Raw genomic sequence first — 20,785 nt, 5'->3', positions numbered from 1 at the left:
TCTCATGGCTGAAATTGTTACGAATACACCGCCGATCATTCCCCCTCAAGAGGTAGAGGAAAAAGCCATTTCTCCCTGGAAGGAAGGTTGGAAAAGCTTCAAGAAAAATAAGGTTGCCCTGGTTGGCCTCGGCATTGTCCTATTTTTCATTATACTGGCTATTTTCGCCCCGCTTATTGCACCCTATTCCTACGAAGGGCAGAAGCTCAGCGATAAACATTTGTCCCCTTCGTCAGAGCATTGGTTTGGCACGGATGAGTTTGGCCGCGATATCTTGAGCCGAATCATCTATGGCTCTCGCTTATCTCTATGGGTCGGCTTTTTATCGGTGGCCGGTTCTGTAGTGGTCGGATCTTTCCTCGGTATCATTGCCGGGTATTATGGCAAGTGGATCGACACGATCATTTCGAGGCTGTTTGACATTGTACTGGCGTTTCCGAGCATCCTGCTAGCCATAGCGGTTGTTGCCGTATTGGGACCATCTCTGCGCAATGCACTCATCGCGATTGCAATCGTCAATGTGCCTACGTTCGGTAGACTTTTGCGATCACGGGTTCTGACTGTAAAAGAAGAGGAGTATGTAACGGCCGCTAAGGCGATTGGTATGGGGGATGGTCGGATTTTGATTCACCACGTCCTGCCGAATAGCCTTGCGCCCATCATCGTTCAAGGGACTTTAGCGATCGCGACCGCCATCATTGAGTGTGCAGCGCTTGGATTCCTTGGGCTGGGTGCACAACCACCTTCACCTGAATGGGGAAAAATGCTTGCTGATTCGAGACAGTTCATCATTCAGGCGCCTTGGACCGTTCTATTCCCAGGGATCGCCATCATGTTGACCGTACTTGGCTTCAACCTGATGGGCGATGGCCTACGTGATGCATTGGATCCAAGAATGAAAAACTAAAGAGGAAGAGGCGGTGATTTTCATAATCACCGCCTTTTTTGCGCCTTGATATTTTCCATAATCTCTTAATGATGACAGGTATTGAAAAATAAACATATTATACTAGAGTCTTCTAGGAAAATAGTGACTATTATCTCTTAAATTCATGATAAAGGGTGTGATACTTTTATACCTATAAGGAAAAATATAGAAAATTCTAATTTTATAGGAGGAATCATTCATTGATTAAACGCATTTTGCCCATTCTAGCAATCTTTCTATTAGTATTTACAGCAACGGTTTCCGCTGCCAATCTTCCTGATCCTTCGATTGGAAAGAATGCGGGACAGAAAAATCAGGAAAGTATCCTGAAGTTGAAGAAAGAAGAGACAGATAAGAAGTACAAAACCGATGAAAAGGTCAGGGTTATCGTACAGATGAAGGAAGCCCCGGCCATTGAATATGCCTCTAAGGAAGGTAAACGATTTAAAGACCTTTCTAAAAGCAAAAGGGAAGAATTAAAGTCTAAAAAACTATCAGGCCAGAAAAAAGTGAAAAATAAAGTAAAAGAGAAGAAGATAGCTTTAAAGGAATTTGAAAGTTTCACGACAGTCTTGAATGGGTTCAGTGCAGAGCTACAATATGGAGAAGTCAAAGAAGTGGCAGCTTTGCCTGAAGTGGCTGAAGTACATATTGCGAATGAATATAAACGACCTGTTGAAAAACCGGATATGGTATATAGCAAGGAACTGGTCCAAGCCCAGGAAGCTTGGAGGGAGTACGGCTATACGGGGGAAGGGATGGTCGTCGGAATCATTGATACCGGGATTGACCCATCTCACCGTGACATGATCCTCAGTGATGCTTCAAAGGCGGAACTGACGAAAACGGAAGTCAGTGAAATGATACAAGCAAACCAGTTACTTGGAAAGTATTATACGGAAAAGGTCCCTTACGGATATAACTATATGGATGACAATCAAGAAATCCTCGATCTTGCTGAGGGAGCTTCGATGCATGGGATGCACGTTGCCGGGACCGCAGCGGCTAATGGGGATGAAGAGAATGGCGGCATTAAAGGGGTGGCCCCTGAAGCCCAGCTTTTAGCTTTGAAGGTGTTCGGGAATGACCCTGCTGTGAAGACGACCTGGGGGGATATTTACATCAAGGCCATTGATGATGCCATTATTCTTGGGGCAGATGTCTTGAACATGAGTCTTGGTTCGACGGCAGGCTTCGTCTCAGAGGAAGATCCTGAGCAACAGGCCGTATCAAGGGCCGTGGAAAATGGAATCGTGATGTCGATTTCCGCAGGAAACTCTGCCCACTTCGGAAATGGGTTCGCGAATCCATGGGCAACGAATCCAGACATCGGCATAGCGGGTTCTCCGGGACTTGCCTATGATTCGCTTCAAGTGGCATCGATTGAAAACAACTATCTTGATTTAGATGCTGCTACCTATCAGTTGAACGGGCAGGAAGGGAAAGCACCGTTCATGTCGGCTTCCAGTGTGCATCCTAACGCTTTAAAGGAAAAGACGCACGAACTAGTCGATGCAGGCCTTGGAACCCCTGAGGAACTAGCCAAGGTGGATGTCAAAGGCAAGTTTGCCCTTATCGAGCGTGGGGGAATCACTTTTATCGAAAAAGCGCAAAATGCTCAGAATGCAGGAGCAACAGGTGTCATCATCTATAACAATGCCGATGGATACGTATCCATGGCAACAGAGCCTAGCATAACGATTCCACAGCTATTCATGCTTAAATCGGATGGTGCGAAGCTGCAAGCCGCCTTATCGGAAGGTGAAAAAGTGACGCTCACTTTCAAGGGGGATAAGGTGAAATCAGCTAATCCCGAGGCTGGGAAAATGAGTGCTTTTACTTCATGGGGCGTCGCGCCGAACCTTGATTTCAAACCGGAAATCACAGCGCCGGGCGGACAAATCTATTCGACATTGAACAATGATGAATACGGCATGATGAGCGGTACATCGATGGCGGCTCCTCACGTAGCGGGAGGCTCTGCCCTCGTATTGGAAAGAGTCGATAAAGACTTGAATGCAAAAGGTTTCGATCGGGCAAATCTGGCCAAAAACCTAATGATGAATACCTCTCGACCTGTAACCGATCAAGGCATGGTCAATGCTGCATTTGGATGGGATATTCCCTACTCGCCGCGCAGGCAGGGAGCCGGGATCATGCAATTGAATTCCGCGTTGGCTACGCCGGTGGTCGTGACCGAGGCATTTACGAATGTTGCGAAGGTTGCATTGAAAGAAGTTGGAAATACGTTCGCTTTTACTTTGAAGGTTGAAAATATAAGTGACGAAGCGGTCAAATATGATGTATTGGGGAATATCCAAACAGACTATTCGATTCAGGGACAGCTTGGTTATGCAGCCAATCAATTAGAAGCACAGGAAATTCAGGATGCTACGATAAAAATCAATAACCGTGAACAAGAAGAAATCACTATACCTGCAAAGAAATCGGTCAACATTGAAGTGAAGGTGGACCTATCCAAGGCTAAGGTGCTTGGGGACGACCTCCAAACGCCAGTCGCAATCGATAAGGTCTTTCCAAATGGGTACTTTGTTGAAGGGTTCGTGACACTGAAAGACCCGGCAGACAATAATCCAGAACTGAACGTTCCATATGTAGGGTTCAAAGGAGAATGGGACAAGGCACCTATCTTGGACGGGACGAAATATGATGAGGAATCATACTACGGCATGGCTGGGGCGGTATCAACTGCAGGTGAAGACTTTACCTACCTGGGTTATGAGCCGGTTGGAAAGATATTTGACCGGAAATATATCGCGATCTCCCCGAATGGCGATGGAGCGCAGGATGATTTTATCCCGATTCTATCATTCTTGAGAAATGCGAAAAAAGTAGAATTTAATATCATGGATGACTCGAAAAAATCGGTCCGGACAATCCTTACGGAGAATCAGGTGCGGAAGGACTATTATGACGGCGGAAGCGGGACGGCCTATACGTTAGACCCCGCCCGTAAATGGGATGGCAAAATCAATAATAAGCTCGTTGCAGACGGCGAATATATCTATGAAGTCAAAGCAGTGATCGATTACGAGGGAGCTAAATGGCAGACGTATAAGATCCCTGTCAAAGTCGATACAGTGGCGCCTATGGTCAAGATTTCAAAAAGTGGCAAGGTGGTCGCCATTGAAGGATCGGATAATGCCAATGGATCAGGCTTGGCGTATTACGATGTGCAGATAGACGGGAAATCAATCATAACGGAACCGCTAGCTGCGGATACAAAGGAATATACTTTGCCGGATGTGAAGGGTGAGAAAGTACAGGTTGTTGCCATTGACTTCGCAGGTAATGAAAAGACAGCTGAAGCGGACTTGACTCAGGATACGGAGCCGGTAGAAAAAGATAAAGCGGCCCCATCCGTCTTTATCACGAGTCCTGAAGTGATGAGCGTGACCAATACGAAGAATGTGACGATTACGGGGTACATTAAAGAAGCATCTGGCATCAATGAATTCAAGATCGACGATAAAAATGTCCCAGTGAAATATAATGAAGAGAAGAAACAATACGAATTCTCGTATAAAAAGAAATACAATGACGGCGTCCAAAGCTTCGTGGTTAAAGCAACGGACATAGTCGGTAATACAATTTCCTTCAAACGGATGTTCATGGTGGACACAAAGAAACCAAGCTTGAAGGTCAAAGGAGCACCCCTGATGGTAGGGGCCAAAAAACCGAACCCGAAAGTGGATGTGACCGTCGAGGACAACTTCGATGAAATCCGCCTTTACTTGAACGGAAGTGAAGTATTCTATCATGAATTTAAGGAACCGTACAAAATGCGTTCTTTTAAAGAAACGATAGAGGATGTTGAGTTGCCACTTGAAGTGGGCAACAATACATTCGAATGGAAGGTCACGGATATTGCCGGAAATGAGACGAAGAAAACGACCTACATCTATAAAGCGAAACGATAATAGAATGGCAGTTCCCTTTTTACAGAGGGGGCTGCTTTTCTTATGTTTAGGCTGCGTATACACCCTTTCACACGTTTTATGGATTATTACGTTGCTTATAACGTAATCCATGAGAAGCATTCTTTTTTTGAAATAGAGAAGGAAAATAAAATGATGATACCGAAATAGGTATATGGAACTAAACAAGAGGAGGAAATCGATGAATTTTAAAAAAGGTCTGACTACGAAGGAATATGGTCGTGGTGTTACAGTTAAATATGAAAATTATGATAGGTCACTAGCAAAAACGAGTTTCTTTGATGCACTTCAACTTGCTAATTCTCCATTTGAAAAGGAACCCCGGCACGATTCGTCTTATCAAGAATATCCGCTTATTCCGGATGTAACCCTTTCGCTTTTTGAAAAGGATATGGCTAAGACTTCGATCACATATGATCCCCATAGAGAAAAGGTCATCATTGAAGAACGCTCAGAGAGATATTTGCCCAATAAAGGTGAAGCGCTTACAACAGCATTGGAGCATATCATGATCAGTCATGGAAATTACCAATCTTTTTTTATAGTCAATCCGAAAGATTGGAACACAAAAAGAAAAACCACCCATAGCTTGAAACCCGATTAATCAGGAAAGCTATTGAGTGGTCTAACTAGCAAAACTTAGTGAAGAGAGACGAGGTCCTTGATTTCATCAGTGGAAAGTTCTGTGATCCAGTTATCACTACTGATGATTTCATCGTTCAGCGCCTGTTTTTTGTCGAGCATCTGATCGATCTTTTCTTCAAGCGTCCCGGTACATATCAATTTATGAACGTGAACGAACCGCTGTTGCCCGATGCGGTAGGCACGGTCAGTGGCTTGATTTTCAACCGCAGGATTCCACCAGCGATCATAGTGAATGACATGGTTTGCCGCCGTTAAATTCAGGCCTGTGCCCCCAGCCTTCAACGAAAGGATGAAGATTGGGAAATCGCCATTTTGGAAGCGGGTGATCATATCATCACGCTGTTTCTTGTTCGCACTTCCGTTCAGGAAGGGAACTTCAAAGCCATAGCGTTTTTCGAGCAGTTTTTTCATCATGTTCCCCATACCGATGTATTGGGTGAAAATGAGGCAGCTTTCCTCCTGCTCGCGGACAGCATCCACGATTTCCGTTAGCTTCTCAAGCTTCCCGGATCGGCTAGCTGCCATCATGATGTTTTCCTTTTCAGTTTCCTTTAGATAAAGGGCAGGGTGATTGCAGAGCTGTTTCAGTTTATTCAGCATCTGCAGAATGATCCCTTTGCGTTCAAAGGTGGACAACTGCTCGATGTCTGCAAAGGTATCCTTGATTAGCTGTTCATATAATGAAGCCTGCTCGGTGGTGAGCGGCACGAATTCTTTTTGTTCCTGCTTATCAGGCAGGTTCAATGCGACCTCTTTATCCCGTTTTGTCCGACGAAGCAGGAAGGGCTGAATTAAGCGTTGCAGCTCTTTGATTTTATCTTTTTGTTCTTCCCGCTCGATGGTGGTCACGTATTTTTCCTGGAATTGACCAAGCGTTCCCAGGTAGCCTTTGTTAATGAAATCAAAGATGGCCCATAACTCGCTTAAGCGGTTTTCCATCGGTGTACCCGTTAAGGCAATATGATGACGTCCATCAAGCTTGCGGACCGCCCTGGATTGCTTCGTTTGGGCGTTTTTGATATTCTGTGCTTCATCAAGGATGACGCTGCTCCAATGGATGGAGGACAATTCCTCCACATCTTGGTGGGTCAGGCCATACGAAGTCAGGATGATGTCGTGGGTAGCAGCTTTTTTAATGAACGCATCACCCTTGGACCGACTCGAACCGTAATGAAGGTGAACCTTGAGTGATGGAGCGAATTTTTCCAGTTCCTTCTGCCAGTTGCCGAGTACCGATGTAGGGCAGACAATCAACGCGGCCTGAACAGGAACATGATCAGGCGGGTTGGTGATTACTTCGACCTCATCGGCGCTTTCCGTTTCACTTTCCTCATCGACAATGATGGGTTCGCTCGTTTGCACCTTTTCCTCATGGGTAGGTAGCTCCTTGTCAGTCGCTTCGGCATTCTTGACATAAAGGAGGTAGGCAATCATCTGGACAGTTTTCCCAAGTCCCATATCGTCGGCGAGACACGCGCCAAAACCATATTCCCTTAAGAACAGAAGCCAGCTCATGCCCAGTTTTTGATAGGGACGTAAATCACCTTGCAGTGTCCCAGGGACTGGCATGATCGAAATGTTCTTGGTTTCCCGCAGTCGTCCGACCATTTTTCTAAGCTCCTGATTCAATTCGAATTGAATTCGGAGCATTTCGCCGTTTTCAGGGTCATCCTCGATTTCTTCCCCTTCACTATTTAAAAGCTCCTGTTGCAGCAAATCGGTCAGTTGGATGCCTTTTTCATTGGCAGTTTCCATCAGACTCTGGATTTGCTTGATGAAAGCGGGGTCGAGCTTGACCCATTGGCCACGGATATAGACAAGCCTGCGCTTCTCATCGACGAGCTCCGCGAACTCGGACTCAGTGAGCTCCTTACCGTTCAGGGAGAATCTCCAGTCGAAGTCCATCAATGCTTTCAGCCCAACGTAGGAAGGGCCGCGATTCGATTGGCTCTTCACTTTTGCCTTCACTTTGAGGGAGGATTCCTTCAAAGCGACCCACCAGGATGGAAGGAGGATTTCGACACCGAGAAATAGCAGCTTTTCGCTTGCATCGGTCAAAAACTCCCAGGCATCGATTTCGGAAAGCTCGCTTTTTAACCGGCCCTTTTCCCCGATCCATGGGACGACAAGCTGCCAGCGTTTCGTCGCCCGTACGACTTCACTTGCGTACTTATTCCAGCCACGCGGCAATTTCTTGCCAGTATACGTTTCGATGATGCTTTCATCTTTTTTAGAGCGAAGCGTGACGGCTAGCTTCCATGGGCCATTTCCTTCAGGTGGTTCGGTTAAGCGTAGGCCAATGGTGAAGGGTTTAGGATCCGAGTTAACGCCAAGCCATTCCTGCCAGCTGTCCTGATCGAAAAAGGCCTGCAACTCTTCCGGAGAAAGCCTTGAATCCTTTAAGGCCCCAACTGCTTCGCTCCATTTATTGTGCATCGGCGAGTAGGTCTTCAAATACATATTAGCGGCGCCATTATACCATTTCTCGATAAAGGTCCGATTGGTTTCCACTTCAGGTGAAGGGAGGTCCAAAGGAATCTCCTCTTCCCAAAAGGAAGGAAGGAATTCTTCTTCGACCTCTTCCGGCAGTTTCCAACCGATGGAGTCCAACTGTAAATTCGTGAAATCGGGCACAGGAATCCCCGCTTCAATCGATTCATGAAGTACGGGGGCTGCGGATAGGCATAAGGATGAGAGCTCGGACCATTCCCATTCTATAAAGGAGTTAAAGCTTTCCTTCGCGAAAAAGTTCAGCAGTCCCCAGGCATCAAGAATGAAAACAGGGTTTTCGTTTATTGTATCTGTCGTCATTTTTGTGCCATAAAAACTGGCGTCATCCCAGTTGAACAGCAGTCTTCGAATGTAACTTGTATTGAGGAAGCTATTCTCTTCATTGACGACACCAAGGACGTAGGATCCATTTTCGAGAGCCGCTATTTTGATTTTTAATTTTCCTGTATTAAACATCGATTAGCTTTCCCCTTTTTAATTCTTCTTGAAAAGCGCGCAGTCGTTTCGTCGAATCGACTACATATTGCATATACCGTTCGAATACCTCTTCCTTTTTCATCTTTTTATAGATGGTACGCATCTTTTTCAAATAACGGACTGCCTGTTTATAGGCTGGCCTGTTTTTCAAGGACACTTTTTCCTGTACCGCATGATAATAGAGGGGAAGCATCACTTCCGGATCCTTTGAGACGACTTCCTTGATGGATTCAGTGCTTATTAAGTCAATGCTGATTTCGGAGTAGATATGCATCTCCACCCATTTTTTATATTGGCCCTGTTCAAAAAGAAAGTTCGCATAGTTCCAATAGCTATGGGGAAGGGTAGCCCGAAAGAATTTCTCAAGCAAGTCATTCCGCTTCAACTTAAAGCAACAGCTTGTGATCAGGGTCGTGAAGGTCCGGACAAAATCGACCCGCTGATAATAATCGGATAGGTCAATCAAGAATTCCTGAACATGGGCGTTGATGAATTCAATGAAAGGAATGGCCCGGGTACGGTCCTCTGAATCGGAAAGGAACTCCAGCCAATAAAAAATATACGGACAGGCTTCCTTCTTCAATTCGTGGAGAAGCTCGATCGCTTGTCGGTCCTGATTCTCCATCAGAGATAGGTGAATCGTAGCCAGGGTATAGGAAATGCGCTCCGTCGTGCCTGCATATTGCTTGGGCAGTTCCTCCTGAACTCGGTTTAGCTCCTCTTTACGCCACGAAGATGTGGTGAACAGGTAGCTCCAGATTTCCCGGTAGAGGTCGATTTTTTCATACTCCAGCCCTTCGCTGCCATCCAGTAGCTTCGCTACATCTTCCTTAATGCTAAAGACGAAGGGGTCAAAAGCAAAGGGACGGGCCTGTCTGCTAAGTGGCTGCACCGTTTCATGAAGCTCTTCGGCCAAATCGGCGGCGAGCGCATAAAAGACACGGACCGCTTGGGTGTTGCTTTTATGTAGCTGGATCATTCTCATAGTCAGCTGCAATGTACAAAAATGGGTCACAAAATGATAAAGCAGCTTCCATTCCCGTTCCATCGGGGTTTTGGAGCTGAGACGTTTAAAGAAAGTCTGTATATGATTCTCAATCATGTAAGGCGGTTCCTCTATATAAGGCTCCACTTGCTCAGTGAAGGTATCGTGCACGAATTGCTTCCATGATGGATAGCTTTTTTCTAAAATGATGGATTTCTCCTTTGTATGTTTAAATATTTCACTTGCCCGCTTTACCTGCTGCAAAGCCTGGGTAGGTGTGGATTTTGGCGCGTTCCATTCGCTAACCCAATCGGACACACTGGCGTGCTCGGAATATCCGGAGAAGAATACGGCCATTTGGTGTCGGCAAATAAACCTGGAATCGCAGGTGCAGCTTCCATCCTGAGGGAAAAGTAAATTCAGCCTTGCCTTATAGCGCGTGCCATCCTGCACCTCCGCGGTAATCAAGTCTTCCGCTTCCTCTTTCAGATCAACGAGCCCCTGGCGATATAACTGAAGACCCTCATTCACAACAGCCAAATCATCCGGATCACCGGGCTCCAACAACTCCGCCAGCCGATCCCCAACAAACAACAACTCCCGCTCCATACTCTCCTCCTTTTTGGGGTCACCTTTAGGGGTCAGACCCCATTTCCCAAAATTATATTTTTGTATTATCATTGATCTATCAGTACTTTAACAACACCGGATGGGGGTCAGACCCTATTTCCCGGCATAGGAAAGGATGATGTTCATGCCTCGTAGACCGAGGATATGGTACCCTGGTGCGATGTACCATATTACTAGCCGCGGCAACCGCCGCAGTGATATTTTTTTAGACGACAAGGATCGCCTTCGTTACCTGCGTTATGTAGAGGAAACGAAAGAAAGGTATTACTTCGAACTCCATAGCTACTGCCTCATGACGAACCACGTGCATCTACTCCTCGAAACGAAACAACACCCGATTAGTGATATTATGCATAAGCTGAATTCCCGCTATGCCATCTCCTTCAATAAACGGCATGACCATGATGGTCACCTCTTCCAAGGTCGTTACCATTCCGTCTTAATCGAATCGATCGAGCAATTCACTGCCACGAGCCGTTATATCCATTTAAACCCTGTACAAGCCAATATCGTCAAAAACCCCGCCGAATATAAGTGGAGCAGCTACAAAGTCTTCCAAACAGGAAAACCAAGCAAACACGTCAACCCCACACGAATCCTTCATTACTTCCAAACCCCACAGAACTATGAAACCTACGTCATGCGGGGGTCAGACCCTATTTCCCAAACTTAACAAAAATCCAAAAACCTTTGCCAGTCAAGGGGTATGGAACATTCGGTAAGGGGTCAGACCCCATTTCCCGGCACCATTTCGAGGTCATCTCTTTATTATACTTCATTTGGGCTTGGAATTTGAAATGTTGTATACAGGTTTTGGAATATGTTGTGGTCGGAATGTGAAAAGCCATTCCCTGAATGGGGAATGGCTTGGTGTTAATTTGTTTCTACGAGAGCTTCCCACACTTTGAATTTCTCATCGATAAAGGTGACAAAACGGTTTTGTTTTTGTAAATCGAATATGAGGCGGGCTCGTTCCATATATTTTTTCGCTTGTTTATAGTTATTTTGCAATTCGTAGTTATATCCCAGGTGGTAATGGAGTTCAGCTAAAAGGTATAGGTGGTCTTCCTCCAAGCACCATTTGATTGCTTTTGTACAATATATAATGGAAGCTTCATAATCCTCTAAGCGGGTGGAAACCCTTGAGGAATTGTAGAAAAGCCTGGTCTTTATCGTTTTATCATTTAAATAAGGCAAGTGGTTCATATGAGTAAGAGCCAGTTTGTATGTACATAAAGCTTTTTCATAGAGTCGTTCTTCGAAATAGATCACACCCATACTTAGCAAATATTCGATTTCCCGTTCGGAATACATCTTATCCGTTATATCGGATAAAGAGATGGCTTCCTCTAGGTACTGTATCGCTTTATCTATGTCATGGTTTACCATATACTCATAAATCCCTTTATGCCACACGAGCAATTGATGATTTTGCTTGTTTTGCGTGAATAGGGGGTTATTTTCCTCTGCCTTTACAATTTCCTTCATCTCTTGGTAGTTCATTGTTCGTCGAGCTATTTTTAATTGATGAGAAACTTCCTGTACATAATCTAAGCGGGGTGTCATACCGATGTCGAAGAAGTAATTGACATCAACCCCTAGTCTTTTAGAAATTAAATATAGAGTAGTGGCATAGGGATAGACCACGCCTTTTTCAATTTTGCTAATCTGTGCTTGCGTGCAAATTCCTTCTGCAAGTTCCTCTTGTGAAAGACCAATTTGTTTTCTTAGTTCTTTTATTTTCTTCCCAACCGCTGAAAAATCCATGTTAACTCTCCTTAAAATATGCCTAGAGTTATATTTATAGTGAAAAATAGAAGAATAAATAAGAATGGTTTATTTTCTTTATGTAATGTGTATGACCACAACGAAAACGCATTTGATAAAACTATGGTTAAATACAACTATAGAATTTATTTCTATTAAATCCAATATTTTTTATGAAAATAAGGAGGAATTACCCATGAAAAAAAGTCTTAAAGGGATGGCGGTATCCTTTCTTCTAGTAGCTGCTGTAGTCGTTGTCGGCGGTGTCACACCATCGGAATTACCAAGTGTTTTTGAATTACCTTCAGTATTCAAATCCCTATAAATTATAATTTTTACACCTCTTAGTAGGGGTGTCTTTTTTTTGCCTTCATCTAAAATATTCTTTCACGCATATGCCTTTAGTTATATTTATCCATGATTTGTCAATATAAGGGGGCATAGGAAGATGTGGAAGAAACGTGAGGGGCTATATGAACACATGGATGCATGTAGAAAGTTTGTTATAGTAAGAGTAACAAAACAGAGAGAGGTGGAAGAATGATGATTGATATTAATATGAAAGTTCAACCCTCTTTTTATGATGACGAATGTGCCATTGTATTTTCTTTTTACTTTGATAGGGCTGCCAAGAAGGTTGGGGAAGCTGTGGTTTACACATGCAAGAAATCAAATGAGAAAAAATACAACCAGGATGATATAGATACAGATGAACTCCTTGACCCGAGTAGTCAAGAAAAAATCGCTTATATAAAAGAGTTTTCCATCGTGGATGAATACCAGGCGAGCTCTATGAAAAAAATTCAACACTTTTTGGACGTAATTGGCATTCAAAATTGCGTGGGGCAAGATCATCAGAAAAAAGTTGCATATTAAGAACGTAAAGAAGCTCATGACATCTCATATGTCATGAGTTTTTGCTTGTTAATTGGGAGTTTTGTGCATTGTTTTTCATTTTTTTTATGAATTCGCTCATCCGCTTCCGGTCGTTTGATTCCGTAGGTTTTACCCGTTCTAATAACTCGAAATGGTATTTTTTCGTATCAGATTTCACGTTGTCGCCCCCTTACCAAATTCTTCTTATTATTTTGTACCCGTTTTGTGGTTGTTTAAACCAGAAATTACCTTCCGTCAATAAGGAGGGGAGGGTGGAAAATAAAAGCTTGTCCGTTTTCTTACCATATTATGCTTCGTTTTTGTTTGATAGAACTGGGGTAAGTGAATAAGAGCACGTGAATGAGAACCGGAGAACCCCGGTCAAGGCGGAGGCAAAAATTATGGCTATGAGTAATGAAAAAAACGACCGTACGAAGCGCTCCTTCCAACAATTTATTTTTCCGTTCATGCTAGAAGGAAATAAAATCGAAGGGTTTGTCAAACGCTTGCTTAAGGATGACTTTGTCTTTTTGGACCTGGATAATATGGACCTGCAGGACGATTTTTATGGCAATCATAAAGTTTCCCATCGTAACTTGGAGCAATACTTTATGCCGAATATTGTCCCCATTTTGTTTCCGAGCAGTTCAAAACAGAAAGAGGGCATACGCCGTTTCTCGAAGAAAATGGATCTGGGATGTACGTTCCGTTCGCCATTCTTAAAAACGGCTTTTATAATCAACTCCATTGATATCTATGTTTGCCCGTTTCATATAGGGATGATTAATATCCGGGTTACATTGCCTGAGAACCTTCCTTATGATGATGTCCTTTATTTCACGGATACGTTCCGGATTCTCGAACCCATTGCGGAAGACGAAATCGAGATGAAGGTCGGCTGTAGGAATAATGAGTATGGATACGTGAAAGATTTCATCTTTGAGGAGTTAATCCCTCCTGCTGAGAAATATATTGATGACGAAGAAGACCACACATCCTACTTCGGAAGTTTGCCTTTCTTCGTGGATGAACGCATGTTTGTCCTCAGTTATACGAATCTCCCGAAGGATCGGGAAATTACCAAATCGGATTTATACCGAACGAGTCAGTTAAATGGATATGATAATGATGGAGAACCCTATGTCGGCGCCCTGAACCCGAACTATATTGACAAGTATTACAAGGAGAGGGTGTACGATCGTTGGGGGGAGGAAACGTATTATGTCACGAGCGAGGGGCATTTTGCCTGTGTCACAAAAGCGACAGGCAAGCTAGAGAACCAACTTGCGAGTGAAATGTACGGGCAACACTTCTATTCCATGCTGCTTTACTTCTATTATAAAATAGTCCTGTTGAAACTGGCTCATGACCATTCCCAAATCGATGTGGAAAAAGACCAGTCGGATACGGAATTGTTAATCTTCATGATCACCGAGTTTTCGGCGAAGTACTTATTTGCTGAAGTGAACAGCACCTTCACAGGGAAAGAGCTCTTCAAAATGACGAAAGAAGTATTCAGGATCGAACCGCTCTATCAAGAAGTGAAAGAAACGCTTTCCTACTTGTACCAAAACCAAGATAAGCTATCCGGGAAAAGCAGTAATTACCTGCTGCAAATCCTTACCATCTATACGGTCATCTCCGGCATATTCGGGATGAACCTGTATATAGAGGATTGGCAAAAGAAATTGACGTTGGAAGATTATATGAATTACACACTCTATGAATGGGTGGCTGTATTGGTAACATCATCCGGCCTGATCATTTCCTTTGTCATGGGCTTCTTATTCTTGAAAAAATGGCTTCAAGAACAAAAGAGCCGGAAAAAGAAAGTGCTATAAAAATCAAGTCCTGCGCACATGCGCAGGACTTTTGTTTGTGTTCATGATCCTAAATAGTAAAAAGAGGGAAAGTGTCATTACAAATTTCCCCTTTTCCTCCCAACCTTTGATAAACTATAGATATCATTCTTACTGTTCACTAGGAGGAGATTATGAAAAGATTAGCATTAGTTTTCGGCTGTTTGTTGATGAGTGTATTGTTTTTGGCGGGGTGCTCGGAAGAACCTAGTCCAGAAGAACGCTTTGCGGCCTATACGAAACTATGGAATAAACAGGATTTTGCGAAGATGTATGATTATCTGTCAGCTGATACGAAGAAACAAGTCAGTGCAGATGAATTTGCAGAGCGATATAAAAAGATCTATAAAGGAATTGAAGCCAACCAAATCAAGGTGGGCTATACTCAGCCAAAAGAAGAAGAAGCAAAAGAACATAAAGATGATGAAAAGGTGAAATTGGCTTATACCGTTGACATGAACACGCTAGCGGGAGCTGTCAGTTCCGACCATAAGGCGACCCTTGTCAAAGAAGAGAGAGACAAGGAAGAAAATTGGTACATTAAATGGGATGAAAGCTATATCTTCCCGGATCTCAAAGCTGGTGAAAAGATATCAGTCGAGTCCTACCCGGCCATCCGTGGCGAAATTGTCGACCGGAATGAACGTGGCCTGGCGATGAATGGAACGGTTTCGGAAATCGGAATCGTACCAGAGAAAATGGGTGACAAAAAAGCCACCGTCAAACAGGTGGCCGGTACTCTTAACATGACAACGGATGAAGTTGAAAAGAAATTGAACCAATCGTGGGTACAGCCTAGTTACTTCGTGCCCATCAAGCAAATTTCTTCTGATGAGACAGCAACCTTGGATAAGCTGTTAAGCATCCCAGGGGTCTCTGCCAACAGTTCAGAGGAACGGATCTATCCTTATAAAAAGGCCACTGCGCATTTAATCGGTTATGTGGGAGAGGCGTCGGCGGAAGACCTGGAGAAATTAAAAGGCAAGGGGTACACCGCGAATGACGTCATCGGAAAACGTGGCCTTGAGCAAATTCTAGAAGAACGTCTAAAAGGGAAACCAGGCGGCAAGATCTTCATCAAGACAGAAGAAGGCGAGGAAAAAATCATCGCCGAGAAACCGGCTGAAGAAGGTGAAACGATCACGTTGACAATCGATGCCGAGCTTCAAAAGGATATTTTCAAACAATATGATAACGAAGCGGGATCGGCGGCAGCACTTGATCCGAATACCGGCGAGACACTGGCGCTCGTATCCAGTCCTTCTTTTGATCCGAACAAATATGTACTGGGCATCACGAATGCGGAACAGAAGGCATTAGAAGATGACCCGGACAAGCCGCTACTGAACCGGTTCAGTTCAACCTTTGCACCGGGATCGACAATTAAAGCATTAACTGCGGCGATTGAATTGAAAAATGGAATCGACCCTAAAGCTGCACTCAGCATTCAAGGAACAAAATGGGCGAAATCGAACTGGAAAGACCATTCCATCACACGGGTCTCCAACCCTGGAGTGCCGATCGATATGGAAAAGGCCCTCATCTATTCCGATAATATTTACTTTGCCCAACAAGCATTGAAGCTTGGCAAAGATAAATTCTCAAAAGGGCTCCAAGACTTCGGCTTTGATGAATCCCTGAACTTTGACTACCCGATTAAAGCATCAAGCATCGGAAAGCTCGATAGCGAAGGACGCCTGGCTGACGCTAGCTATGGGCAAGCCCAAGTCCAAATGAGCACCCTTCACTTGGCAATGACCTACTCGGCTTTCTTAAATGAAGGAAACATCATGGCCCCTTCCTTAGTGACAGGCGATAAAACGGAAAAGAAACCGTTGAAAGAAAACATCATTTCTGCAGATCAAGCAACTACGATCACCAAGATGCTCACACAAGTCGTGGAGCATCCTAAAGGAACCGCACATGACTTAAACGATCTTGGCGTGAAGCTGGCTACGAAAACAGGCACAGCCGAGACCAAAGCATCCAAGAATTCCAGCGGAACCGAAAATGGTTGGTTAGTTGCCATGGATACTGAAGACCCAGAGCTGATTATGGCCTGGATGATGGAAGACGTAAAAGGACGAGGCGGCAGCCATTTGGTAAGTGATAAAATGAAGCCGGTTCTGAAGAAATATTTGAAGTGACACAAATGCTTTAAAAATATAAGTCTCTTCAGTTAAATAAGACCAGTACCCATTACTTTTAGGCTCTGCGTTGAACAGTTGTATTATGAAATTCATCAATGTTTTTGAATGAGTGTATAAATTAAATAATAAACCGCGATTGATGGAAGTAATAACAAGAAGTCCGTCTCTACAAAAATCACCGTCAAGAAAACAACAAGAAACGTGACAGCTACGGTTTTGAACATGCGGGAGAAGACGAGCACAACTTCTAAAGTCGTCGGCCAGCTTAAGAAAAACCAAAATGTTACCATACTAGCCCAACAAGGGAACTGGTATAAGGTGAAACAAGGAAACAAAAGTGGGTATGTTTCCAAGGCCTATATAAAAAAAACATAAGATGTGACACCATTCATAAAACTGGATGGTGTCTTTTTATTCGTTTTTATAGAATTAAATGGAATATTAGTGGTCACATATGCTTAATTCGTCGAGAAAAATGATAGTATAGGTGAAGTGTTAAAAAAACCCTTTGTTACTCAAAGGGATTTTTAGGGAAAAGCATATAAAAAGGGGAGTTAGCATCATGAGGAAGAAAGTTAGATTGTTGTGTATCGCCGTTATGTTATTGATCAGTGGAGGATTGCCCAGGCATTCGGCAGTGGCGGCTTCCAAACCGACCTATACCATATCGCCGGCCAGTAAAACCTATAAGAATAAGATGATGAATTTTTCTACATATAACACGCATACAAAGCATTATTACTTATTGCGTTCCTATCTTGAACAGCTAGAGAAAAAGGGCGGCGGAACGCTAGTCCTGAAAAAAGGGACATATACGATCAGTAATACGCTTTATGTTCCTTCGAATGTGACGATCAAGATGAAGGATGGTGTGAAGCTGGTTAAAGGAAGCAAAACGGGTACGAGCCAGTTCGTTGCGGCCAAATCCATGTTCCAGTTGATAAGGCCATCAAAATCCCCCAAGAAGGGGGTATATGGTAAACATGATGGTGAGAAGAATATATCATTTATTGGGGAGGGTCATGTAACGGTCGACATGAAGTATATAAAAGATGGAATCGCCATCATCATGGGGCATAACAAAAACGTCAAAGTCGAGAATATCCAATTCAAGAATATGTATTCCGGCCACTTTATTGAGATGGATGCCTCGGATCATGTCATCGTCCGTAAAAATACGTTCATGGATTCAAAGGCTTCCGAGAATGTAAATAAAGAAGCCATCAACCTTGATACACCTGACAAAAGCACACAAGGCTGGAGCCAAACTTGGAGTAAGTTTGATAAAACGGCCAATAAGAACGTGACCATTGAACACAATACATTCAAGAACCTGGATCGTGCGGTGGGAACCCATAAATATTCCGAATCCAAATACCATGATAAAGTAGTGATTCAAAACAATAAAATTGAGAAAACGCGTAGCGATGCGATTCGCGTGATGAATTGGTCGAATGCCCAGATTAGGGATAATACCATCAAGAATGTGGAAAATGGCAAGGAGGACACCCGAGGTATTTTAGTCAGTGGGGCGATCAATCCAACCATTAAGAATAATACGTTTCAAAAGGTAGGGAGGACCGTCCAGTTGATGGCCTGGAAGAATTCGGGGCCCGGTTCGAAGTATGGGGTGACGTATAATGAGTTAAGTACTCAAAATAAACTAGACCTTACGAACAATAGAGCGAAAGACACAGCAGAAATATTTATCCGGATCAATTACCAGTATAATGAATTCCTTTTACGCACCGAAAGGATTTTCCTTGTAACCAAATAGACCTTATAAAAAAATCGCCAGTGAAGGGAACTGGCGGTTTTTTTGGTGATTACAATCCTCCTGATTTGGTTCGTTCTATGCTTGCTTGTGAATGAAACAGGCGTTTTGTTATCGCCAAGGGAGGCACGGTCTTGTAAACGATAAATGATACGACCATGCTAATCAATGCGCCGACCGTGATATCAGCAGGATAATGGACACCTACTCCTACCCGGGAAAGAGCGACTAGTACGGCTACGACCAACCATAGAAAACGGTATCGGCTCTTACTGAATAACCAGAAGGTCATACAAAAGGAAAAGAAGAGGATGGTGTGATCACTAGGGAAAGAGTTATTGATATCTTTCTCTATCAATTTATTTACATCATCCAATACGGCAAATGGTTGGTAATTCGTATGAAGCTTGCTCACTAACTTGCCGACTATCTCGGCAAGAATGAAAGTAAGCCCTGCACAAACGACCATGACCCGATTTCTTCCGTTTCTTGAAAAAAAGAAAATCAAAATGGCCATGGCTAAGAAGTATAGTGAGTATTCTGCGAAAAATATGAACAGAGGATTCAGGAAATCATGCTCTTTGCCTAAATCATTAATCATCCTAAATAACGTGATATTCAATTCCAAAATGGTCTTTTCCTTTCTATGTAAACTTGATATATGAATCATTATAATACATGTCCATTCCTTTTTGGCTAAAAGCATGAAATATAAAAAAACTAGGGATGACTATGTGTCAGCCCTAGTTTTGGGATACTTGTTGGCCTGGGGTAAAGGGTACTCGGGCCACTTTCGCAATGATTTGTGAGATGTCCGTATTGTCGAGTACGCCGTCGAATGCCTCGCTTCCAGGTCCGGTTGCAAAGACAGGTACCATATTGGCGGTGTGCCCTCCCGTTGAACTAGCTGCACGTATACTTCTGTCTGCTACTCCAGCTTTATAATGTTTGGCGATAGTACTGCCAATTTCCCAATCGATGCTATGCTGCGGGTAGACAAGCGTTCTATTGCTTTTTACATGATCAATGAACTGTTGAGCTTCTTCAGGTGTAAGGGAGATATGGGCATGGTTCTTGAATACAGCAATGACGCTGTTTGGCTCGATTTTATTGTCTTTATCAAAGGTAAGCTGTTTGGCCATATACTGAGTAGATACTTTGATCTTTTTCAATGCGTCAACGTCCATCGTTTCCGATGCGGAGATTCCCATCGTTTCATGGTCAGCCAACACGATAATCAAGGTATCCTCCCTTTGTTTAGCCCATTCCACAGCCTTCTTTACCGTCTGGTCCAATTCAATCGTTTCCCTCCAAATTCCCGTAAAGTCTGCGGCATGTTCCATTGAATCGATACGTGCCCCTTCCGCCATTAAAAAGAATCCGTTATCACTTTGAGATAAGACATCAAGGGCTTTAGCCGTCATTTCCGAGAGTGTGGGCTCCTGCGAGTGGACCACTTCTCGATCCAGCTTGAAGTTCATATAGGTAGGGTGGAAGAGCCCCAGCAGTTTTTTAGGGTGTTGAACGGAAGCAAGTTCTTCCTTATTTGCAGTAAACGAATAACCGGCTTCTTTGAATTTGGAAATCAGATTGACGCCATTTTGCCTTTCCTCTTCGAAATAGGAAGCGCCTCCGCCAAGAATGACATCTATCCGGTGATCAAAGAGCTGCCGGGCAATCTGGGAACCACCTGTCCAGCGGTTCTTTACGCTGGCACCGAAAGCGGCAGGGGTGGCATCGACGACCATATTAGTGGAAATGAGCCCGACTTTTTTTCCATGTGCTTGAAAGGCATCAAGAATGCTGTCGACCTCCACTCCGGTCGGGTCAACCCCGATTGATTCGTTATTGGTCTTGACGCCAGTGGCGATGGCTGACCCTCCGGCTGCTGAATCGGTCACATAATGATTAGTGGAGTAGGTACGCATCAGGGCGACATGTTCTAACTTTTCCATATGAAGCACCCCGGATTTACCATATTCGAATTGGCGGGCAATTTCGATGGCTCCTACACCCATGCCATCGCCAATGAGCAGAATTACATTTTTGGGAGGCTTTTGAGCTTGTCCATGAATCGGGTAGGCCAGGAAAATGAGGAGGGATAGGAATGCTAGATCATACGGGCGTATGAATAGTGGAATGCTTCTTGTTTTTTTAGTCATGTGGAATCCTCCATTAGATGTATGTCTTTCTTTCTATTATTAGTAGAGATCCATAAAAAAAA

At 43.8% G+C, this 20,785-nt stretch carries 17 protein-coding genes; 10 read left to right on the top strand and 7 right to left on the bottom strand.

What is annotated here, in order from left to right; all coding sequences use genetic code 11:
* The first annotated feature begins 4 nt into the window (after nucleotides 1-4).
* From ACQKL0_RS01790 to ACQKL0_RS01780, 3 genes are all read left to right on the top strand, one after another.
* Nucleotides 5-907, top strand: coding sequence for an ABC transporter permease (locus ACQKL0_RS01790; protein ID WP_402870427.1), 903 nt, complete (start codon nucleotides 5-7; stop codon nucleotides 905-907).
* A 221-nt stretch (nucleotides 908-1,128) separates the two neighbouring features.
* Nucleotides 1,129-4,869 carry a S8 family serine peptidase gene (locus tag ACQKL0_RS01785; RefSeq protein ID WP_427685910.1) on the top strand — a complete coding sequence of 1,247 codons (3,741 nt, stop codon included), beginning with the start codon at nucleotides 1,129-1,131 and terminating at the stop codon, nucleotides 4,867-4,869.
* Between the two features lie 199 nt (nucleotides 4,870-5,068).
* A complete protein-coding gene (locus ACQKL0_RS01780) occupies nucleotides 5,069-5,491 on the top strand; it encodes a hypothetical protein (RefSeq protein ID WP_402954813.1) in 423 nt (140 codons plus the stop codon).
* A 35-nt stretch (nucleotides 5,492-5,526) separates the two neighbouring features.
* Here the strand turns inward: ACQKL0_RS01780 and ACQKL0_RS01775 are convergent, their stop codons facing one another.
* Together ACQKL0_RS01775 and ACQKL0_RS01770 are read right to left on the bottom strand one after the other, a co-directional pair.
* Nucleotides 5,527-8,499, bottom strand: coding sequence for a DEAD/DEAH box helicase (locus tag ACQKL0_RS01775; protein WP_427685908.1), 2,973 nt, complete (start codon nucleotides 8,497-8,499; stop codon nucleotides 5,527-5,529).
* Nucleotides 8,492-10,114 carry a hypothetical protein gene (locus tag ACQKL0_RS01770; RefSeq protein ID WP_427685906.1) on the bottom strand — a complete coding sequence of 541 codons (1,623 nt, stop codon included), beginning with the start codon at nucleotides 10,112-10,114 and terminating at the stop codon, nucleotides 8,492-8,494. Before ACQKL0_RS01770 ends, ACQKL0_RS01775 begins: the two co-directional genes overlap by 8 nt.
* A 145-nt stretch (nucleotides 10,115-10,259) precedes the next feature.
* On the opposite strand from ACQKL0_RS01770, the gene ACQKL0_RS01765 reads away from it, so the two are divergent.
* Nucleotides 10,260-10,808, top strand: a complete 549-nt coding sequence (locus ACQKL0_RS01765; protein ID WP_427685905.1) for an REP-associated tyrosine transposase — start codon at nucleotides 10,260-10,262, stop codon at nucleotides 10,806-10,808.
* Between the two features lie 200 nt (nucleotides 10,809-11,008).
* On the opposite strand, the gene ACQKL0_RS01760 is transcribed toward ACQKL0_RS01765, so the two are convergent.
* The gene (locus tag ACQKL0_RS01760; protein ID WP_427685903.1) at nucleotides 11,009-11,902 is read right to left on the bottom strand and encodes a helix-turn-helix domain-containing protein; all 894 of its coding nucleotides are present in this window, start codon (nucleotides 11,900-11,902) and stop codon (nucleotides 11,009-11,011) included.
* Nucleotides 11,903-12,098: 196 nt separating this feature from the next.
* On the opposite strand from ACQKL0_RS01760, the gene ACQKL0_RS01755 reads away from it, so the two are divergent.
* Together ACQKL0_RS01755 and ACQKL0_RS01750 are read left to right on the top strand one after the other, a co-directional pair.
* Nucleotides 12,099-12,227: a hypothetical protein gene (locus tag ACQKL0_RS01755; RefSeq protein ID WP_427685901.1), complete on the top strand. Its 129-nt coding sequence runs from the start codon at nucleotides 12,099-12,101 to the stop codon at nucleotides 12,225-12,227.
* A gap of 218 nt (nucleotides 12,228-12,445) precedes the next feature.
* Nucleotides 12,446-12,778, top strand: a complete 333-nt coding sequence (locus tag ACQKL0_RS01750) for a hypothetical protein (protein WP_402870447.1) — start codon at nucleotides 12,446-12,448, stop codon at nucleotides 12,776-12,778.
* Nucleotides 12,779-12,809: 31 nt separating this feature from the next.
* On the opposite strand, the gene ACQKL0_RS01745 is transcribed toward ACQKL0_RS01750, so the two are convergent.
* A complete protein-coding gene (locus ACQKL0_RS01745; protein WP_402954797.1) occupies nucleotides 12,810-12,956 on the bottom strand; it encodes a hypothetical protein in 147 nt (48 codons plus the stop codon).
* A gap of 223 nt (nucleotides 12,957-13,179) precedes the next feature.
* On the opposite strand from ACQKL0_RS01745, the gene ACQKL0_RS01740 reads away from it, so the two are divergent.
* Nucleotides 13,180-14,619 carry a hypothetical protein gene (locus ACQKL0_RS01740; RefSeq protein ID WP_427685899.1) on the top strand — a complete coding sequence of 480 codons (1,440 nt, stop codon included), beginning with the start codon at nucleotides 13,180-13,182 and terminating at the stop codon, nucleotides 14,617-14,619.
* 152 nt (nucleotides 14,620-14,771) lie between these two features.
* A complete protein-coding gene (locus tag ACQKL0_RS01735) occupies nucleotides 14,772-16,784 on the top strand; it encodes a penicillin-binding transpeptidase domain-containing protein (RefSeq protein ID WP_427685897.1) in 2,013 nt (670 codons plus the stop codon).
* A 95-nt stretch (nucleotides 16,785-16,879) separates the two neighbouring features.
* Here ACQKL0_RS01735 and ACQKL0_RS01730 read toward each other — a convergent pair whose 3' ends face one another.
* The gene (locus ACQKL0_RS01730; RefSeq protein WP_427686059.1) at nucleotides 16,880-17,077 is read right to left on the bottom strand and encodes a hypothetical protein; all 198 of its coding nucleotides are present in this window, start codon (nucleotides 17,075-17,077) and stop codon (nucleotides 16,880-16,882) included.
* On the opposite strand from ACQKL0_RS01730, the gene ACQKL0_RS01725 reads away from it, so the two are divergent.
* Both ACQKL0_RS01725 and ACQKL0_RS01720 read left to right on the top strand, forming a co-directional pair.
* On the top strand, nucleotides 17,010-17,162 hold the full coding sequence (locus ACQKL0_RS01725) for an SH3 domain-containing protein (RefSeq protein ID WP_427686048.1): 153 nt from the start codon (nucleotides 17,010-17,012) through the stop codon (nucleotides 17,160-17,162). The genes ACQKL0_RS01730 and ACQKL0_RS01725 overlap by 68 nt on opposite strands.
* A gap of 187 nt (nucleotides 17,163-17,349) precedes the next feature.
* Nucleotides 17,350-18,564: a right-handed parallel beta-helix repeat-containing protein gene (locus ACQKL0_RS01720; protein WP_427685895.1), complete on the top strand. Its 1,215-nt coding sequence runs from the start codon at nucleotides 17,350-17,352 to the stop codon at nucleotides 18,562-18,564.
* A gap of 49 nt (nucleotides 18,565-18,613) precedes the next feature.
* On the opposite strand, the gene ACQKL0_RS01715 is transcribed toward ACQKL0_RS01720, so the two are convergent.
* Together ACQKL0_RS01715 and ACQKL0_RS01710 are read right to left on the bottom strand one after the other, a co-directional pair.
* Nucleotides 18,614-19,189, bottom strand: coding sequence for an undecaprenyl-diphosphatase (locus ACQKL0_RS01715; protein ID WP_427685893.1), 576 nt, complete (start codon nucleotides 19,187-19,189; stop codon nucleotides 18,614-18,616).
* 115 nt (nucleotides 19,190-19,304) lie between these two features.
* Entirely contained in the window at nucleotides 19,305-20,723 is a 1,419-nt protein-coding gene (locus ACQKL0_RS01710) for an alkaline phosphatase (protein WP_427685891.1), read from the bottom strand.
* Between the last annotated feature and the right edge of the window lie 62 nt (nucleotides 20,724-20,785).

Origin of the sequence: Peribacillus sp. NPDC097264, assembly GCF_050277925.1 — a bacterium.
GTDB lineage: Bacteria > Bacillota > Bacilli > Bacillales > DSM-1321 > Peribacillus.
The sequence above is the reverse complement of the archived record's forward strand: the minus strand, read 5'-3'. Positions and strand labels throughout refer to the sequence as shown.